Consider the following 5339-nt stretch of genomic DNA (forward strand, 5'->3'; position numbering starts at 1 on the left):
GTATGAATATAATATGGCATATTTTCTGGTATCATTTTATTAAAATGACTTTCAAAATCTGATCTTACTGTAGCATCGGCATTTTCGTTAATTGTTAAACTTGCAGAAGTATGTTTCATAAAAACTTGCAATTGCCACATTTCAGGTCAATAAACTCGTCTTAATTTTGTAATTCAGTTCAATATCCCGAAGGGATAAAATATGACTAACCCCGGGTGAAACCCGGGGTTGATGTGCGGTAATTTAAAGGCGCAATCAGTAAGCTGTTCAATGCACAATCGTTGTGTGCGCCTTGTAATCTGCCCATTTTTATGAAATGCTGTTAACAGACTTTACTTTCATTCCTGTTGGTGATACCCGGGAATCATGAATGTTCTATTTATCGCGTTCGTGTCATATCTTCATCCACACAAATCGTAAAATCGGCAGCACCCGTATTTTTTTCTGTTAATTCCGAAATATCATTCTGAGTAACCGAATGTATTGTTACGATTTTAAGTTCCGGGTTTTTCTGTTTCAGGTACCAGTAAATACTTTCAAAATTTTGCGAGTGATATGCTCCGTGGTAATGCAAAAGTACTTTTCCCGGCGCCCAGTTCTGCAGTATGAAATGTGCCATGGTGGCATCTTTTATAGCTTGTGCTTTCGGGAAATTGGCTGTAACATGGCTACCCATTCCTTCCATTTTCATCATACTGGCATAACAATTCAACGTTGAATCGTAGGAAACCGGCAGCGGTGGTAAAAAAGCTTTTGCTTCGTCTGAAAGATCTTCCAGTCCTTCAAAACCTTTTGAATTAACCAGCGATGCATAACGACGCGGAACATTGGTGGCCACAAAATAAAGGCCACTGTCTTTGGCAAATTCCACCAGCGGTTTGTAATCGGTTTTGTAATTGGGCCACAAACGTATTTCGTCTTCAAAATTCCGGCTCGATATTTTTCCCGACAGGTATTCATCCATAATCACCTGGTTATCGCTTTCAACCATTTCGGCACCCAGAACCAGGTTTTTACCCTGTTGTTGATACAGGTCCTTTGTGAGTTCCAGCTGCAGCCAGTGCGAAATAGGATTGTCGTGCAACTCGCCAAACAATACAATGTCGGCGTCTTCCATTTGCTTCAACATTTTTTCGTATTTCACCGGCTTGCCATCTATATTAAAAAGTACGTAGGCCGGTTTGTCGTATTTAAACGAGGAGAATAAAAACAAAGTGAGAGTACTTAGAATCAGAAAGTTCTTCATTTTTTTAATTTTAAACATTGATAACAACAAAAAATACTTCATAGAGTTTATGAAGTAAAGCAATTGCCTGAAATGTACAAAATCCTGCTTTTAATAACGCTCGCTTTTCTCGCTGGGCTCACTTTTGCGCAACGGTGGACGGAAACGATGTATGTTGAAGTTGATGGATTAGAGCGAAACTACGAATTATTTGTACCCGAAAATTATTCGGAGCGAAACGATTATCCGGTTGTATTTATTTTACACGGCGGAGGCGGAAGAGCCGGCCGAGTGCCCCGATTTACCAATTACAGATTTAATGAGCTGGCAAAGCGCGATGGTTTTATTGCTGTTTACCCGAATGGTTATAAAAGAGGCTGGAACGATGGCGACCGCGATACGCTGGCTCTTGCCCGCAGATTGAATATCGATGATGTGGGCTTTTTTGATGTTTTGATCGACGATCTCGATAATAAACTTTCAATTGATAGAGATCGTGTTTTTGCCTGTGGAATTTCTAATGGTGGATTTATGGTACAGCGATTGGCGCTTGAACGCTCCGAAGTTTTTAAAGCTATTGCTGTTGTGGCGGCAAATATGAGTGAAGATCAGCAACAAATTGTCCCTGAAAATCCTGTTTCGGTGTTATTTATTTGCGGCACTGCTGATCCCTTGGTTCCTTACAACGGCGGGCCGGTAACCGTTTTAAAACAAAGAAGGGGAGAGGTGGTGAGCGTTGATAAAAGCGTAAACTTCTGGAAACAACAAAATGGATGTTTCGAATTAGCCGAAGAGAGCGAACTGCCCGATACAAATACGTCAGACGATTGTACGGTTCATAAAACGGTTTGGAAAAATCCGGATGATCCGAACATCCGTGTGGTTAATCTCCGGGTTGAAAACGGTGGACATACCTGGCCGGGGACACGACAATATTTGCCTAAAAGGTTAATTGGCAATGTAAATCAGGATATCGATGGCTGCGACCTGATATGGGAGTTTTTTAAATCAGTGAGTCTTTGATTTTGATGAGTCAAAATCAGTTAGCCGAACTGATCCCAAGCAATGTCGGGGGATCTTATGAGGTTTTAAAGATAGTATGGAATGAGTACTTCTTAACAAAAATAAATTAGCTTAAATGTTGGAAACCGGCTTTGTTTACAGTACAATAATCGATCCGCTGCTCGGAAATTTGCGCAAACGGCTTGCATTTGAAATTAACAAAGGCGATACCGTAATTGACATCGCTTGCGGAACGGGCGCACAATTGTTTGAGCTTGCCGATAAAGCCAAATCGGTAACCGGCGTTGATCTTTCTGCATCGATGATAAGTTATGCTACCAACAACGCCCAAAAGAAAAAGATTAACAATGCTTCTTTTGTTGTTTGCGATGCCACTGACTTAAGTATGTTTTATCAGCAAAAATTTGATGTGGCTATACTTTCCATGGCTTTGCACCAGTTTGATCCGGACTTGCATAAAATCATTCTGGATGAGTTAAAAAAGGTGGCTGAGAAAATTGTTGTGCTGGATTACGCTGTTCCACTACCAAAAAACTATGTGGGTGTTGGCAGTAAAGTTGCCGAGTTTCTGGCGGGGATTGAGCATAACCGCAATTTTAAAAGCTATACAAAAGCAGGTGGTCTAACTACTATTTTACCTGCCAACGGATTTTTGATTCATCGATCGAAATTTATCGGTAAAGCAGGCTTTCAATTGGTTGTTGCACAAAATTGTGCCGTGTAATTTATACTCTGTTAGCTTTTTACCTGAATTAACACTTTTAACATTCCTAAAAATAGTTTAACAATAATTTACCTTAGTTAAATCGCCTTAACAGAATTATGCTCTATTTTTGAAATGTGGTTAAGAAATTTTTAAAGCTTTAGGAATACAGGAAAAGTATTCAGAAAACGTCAGAAACTATGGGTTGTCTTTTAACAAAAGGCAGCCCTTTTTTTGTGATTTGAATGAAGAATGGTGATTAACGATTTGTGATTGTAGAAGTAGTGCTGGCACAGAACCTACCCCTGGTTTACATTAAAAACGAAGGAGTATCAAGCACGAGAATCCCCTTTTTTACAATAGTCTCCTCTGGACAATAGTAAGAAAGTTCGCGCAAAGAAGGCTAAGTTTTCGCAAAGCACCCAAAACTGCTTATTCGACGTGTTCTAACCTCTGCGAACTTTGCGCTACTTCATTCCTTTGCGTGAAATAGTATGTTTATCCTTTTATTCCTGATGGAGATTCCCTTTAATCGTGACTAATTTATTGATTCATTTGTTCTTTCAGCCACTTGGGGCGGTTGGTAGTAATTCCGCTTACACCAATATCGGTAAGTCGTTGGGCTTCTTCCGGGTCATCGATGGTCCACGAAAGAACTTCCAGACCAAGATCTTTGGCCTGTGCCATAATTGCTTCGTCGATAACCGAATATTTTAAGTTAACACCGGTAAGTCCTTCAGCCGCGGCCTCTTCCATTTTTTTCTTCAGGCCCGGTTTAACAGAACTCAGCCAGTAGCATTTGTTATCGGGAAATTCTTTATGCGCTGCAACAATGGTTTTCCAGCCAAAACTGATAAAAACAATCTGTTCTGTTTTCCCGCTGTTATCAGCAATACGTCTAAGTGCCGGAATAATTTCATCTCCTCCGGCTTTAATTTCAACCACCAGTGTTTTTCCATCAGGAACGGTTTCAATAATTTCCGATAGAAACGGCAGTTTTTCCCCCTTAAATTCTTCCCCTTTCCAAACGCCGGCATCCAGGTCGCGCAACAAAATAGATGGTGTTTTCGCAATGGTAAGGTTTGTTTTTCCGTAGCAGGTACGTTTGGTGTCATTGTCGTGAATAACGATTACGCGGTTGTCTTTCGTCAGGTGCACATCCACTTCAACAGCATCGGCCCCAAGTTCCCAGGCCAGCTTTGCCGAGGCCACTGTGTTTTCAGGTGCCAGATACGAAGCTCCGCGGTGAGCAATAAATGTATTTTGAGCCATTATTGAAATTCCTGTTAAAAGCAAAATTAGTGTGAGTGTTGTTTACATCATATTAAAATTGGTTGTTTTCTAAGGAATAAGATGCAACTCGCATTGTTTTAAGCATAATCCTGGAGGAAAAGAACTTACATGCGTGTTTCATATTTCCTGTTTTCATCAACCGAATATAGAGATATTTTTAGCGAATGTAAGCTTAAAAGTGTAGTTTTGAAAAGGCTTTTTAAGCTATTTTAACAGGGCTTGCAGTACACGCAATGAGCAAATCGAAAAAAGAAAATCAAAAATTATCAGGGCTTTTCGGGTATGGCGGGAAATGGGCCGTCGTGGTTATGTTAAAAGTTATTGCCATGCTTCCCTTTGGCTGTTTGTATTTTCTGTCGGATGTGTTGTGTCTGGTAATTAAAGACCTTGTGAAGTACCGCAACGAAGTGATTATAGATAATTTAATACGCGCCTTTCCGGAGAAAAGTGCCGGTGAGATTTTACAACTTCGGAATAAGTTTTACCGCTATTTCTGCGATGTGTCGTTAGAGAGTATTAAACTTTACCGATTGTCGGAAAAGGAGCTGAAGAAACGTGTAAAATTCTCAGGTGCCGAGGAGCTAAATGATTTAGCTGAAAAACGAAATGGCGCCCTGTTACTGGCATTTCATTACAATAACTGGGAATGGTCGGGGGCCTTGCAGCAAGAATTAAACTGTAAGTTGCTGATGGTGTACAACAAAATGCGCGACAACGAACCAATGGACAACTTTTTGAAGAAAGCGCGCGAGCGTTGGGGAGGAGAAGCCATTCAGATGGGGCGTGCTGCAAAAGTTAGCTTTCGTTATTTTGAGCAGCAACAGCCGGTGGTGGTTGGCCTAATTGCCGACCAGCGTGCACTGGCCAGCTCGCCAATGTGGGCGGTATTTATGAACCGTGAAGCTGCCTTTTTCAGTGGGCCAGTAAAAATTGCCCGAAAAACCAATCAGCCCATATTTTTTCAGCAGGCCAAACGTCTGGGGCGTGGAATCTACGAATACAGCTACTCGTTGCTGGTAGACAACCCTGCACAAACCGATGACCGGGAAATTTTGTTGCGCTATATCGAAAAAATGGAGGAAGTGATAAAATCGA

General features: G+C 41.1%; 6 protein-coding genes. 3 read left to right on the plus strand and 3 right to left on the minus strand.

The genetic code is table 11. From position 1 onward, the window contains the following. Positions 1-140: YjbQ family protein (locus ABZB17_RS20125; RefSeq protein ID WP_372653004.1), on the minus strand; the 140-nt coding region annotated here is incomplete at its 3' end. A 239-nt stretch (positions 141-379) separates the two neighbouring features. Continuing rightward, positions 380-1246 (minus strand): ChaN family lipoprotein, encoded by an 867-nt coding sequence (locus ABZB17_RS20130; protein WP_372652992.1) that lies wholly within the window; start codon positions 1244-1246, stop codon positions 380-382. Between the two features lie 147 nt (positions 1247-1393). On the opposite strand from ABZB17_RS20130, the gene ABZB17_RS20135 reads away from it, so the two are divergent. Together ABZB17_RS20135 and ABZB17_RS20140 are read left to right on the plus strand one after the other, a co-directional pair. After that, the gene (locus ABZB17_RS20135; RefSeq protein ID WP_372652994.1) at positions 1394-2248 is read left to right on the plus strand and encodes a PHB depolymerase family esterase; all 855 of its coding nucleotides are present in this window, start codon (positions 1394-1396) and stop codon (positions 2246-2248) included. 115 nt (positions 2249-2363) lie between these two features. Beyond that, on the plus strand, positions 2364-2972 hold the full coding sequence (locus ABZB17_RS20140) for a class I SAM-dependent methyltransferase (RefSeq protein ID WP_372652996.1): 609 nt from the start codon (positions 2364-2366) through the stop codon (positions 2970-2972). A gap of 522 nt (positions 2973-3494) precedes the next feature. On the opposite strand, the gene ABZB17_RS20145 is transcribed toward ABZB17_RS20140, so the two are convergent. Next, positions 3495-4223 (minus strand): glycerophosphodiester phosphodiesterase, encoded by a 729-nt coding sequence (locus tag ABZB17_RS20145; RefSeq protein ID WP_372652999.1) that lies wholly within the window; start codon positions 4221-4223, stop codon positions 3495-3497. A gap of 254 nt (positions 4224-4477) precedes the next feature. Between ABZB17_RS20145 and ABZB17_RS20150 the strand changes: the two genes are divergently transcribed. After that, positions 4478-5339: lysophospholipid acyltransferase family protein (locus ABZB17_RS20150; RefSeq protein ID WP_372653002.1), on the plus strand; the 862-nt coding region annotated here is incomplete at its 3' end.

It is taken from the genome of Draconibacterium sp., assembly GCF_041583095.1.
GTDB lineage: Bacteria > Bacteroidota > Bacteroidia > Bacteroidales > Prolixibacteraceae > Draconibacterium.

Excerpts from the sequence above, each read along its gene's own strand:
- ABZB17_RS20140 (WP_372652996.1), top strand. The coding sequence starts at position 2,364 with ATGTTGGAAACCGGCTTTGTTTACAGTACAATAATCGATCCGCTGCTC.
- ABZB17_RS20145 (WP_372652999.1), bottom strand. The coding sequence starts at position 4,223 with ATGGCTCAAAATACATTTATTGCTCACCGCGGAGCTTCGTATCTGGCA.
- ABZB17_RS20135 (WP_372652994.1), top strand. The coding sequence starts at position 1,394 with ATGTATGTTGAAGTTGATGGATTAGAGCGAAACTACGAATTATTTGTA.
- ABZB17_RS20130 (WP_372652992.1), bottom strand. The coding sequence starts at position 1,246 with ATGAAGAACTTTCTGATTCTAAGTACTCTCACTTTGTTTTTATTCTCC.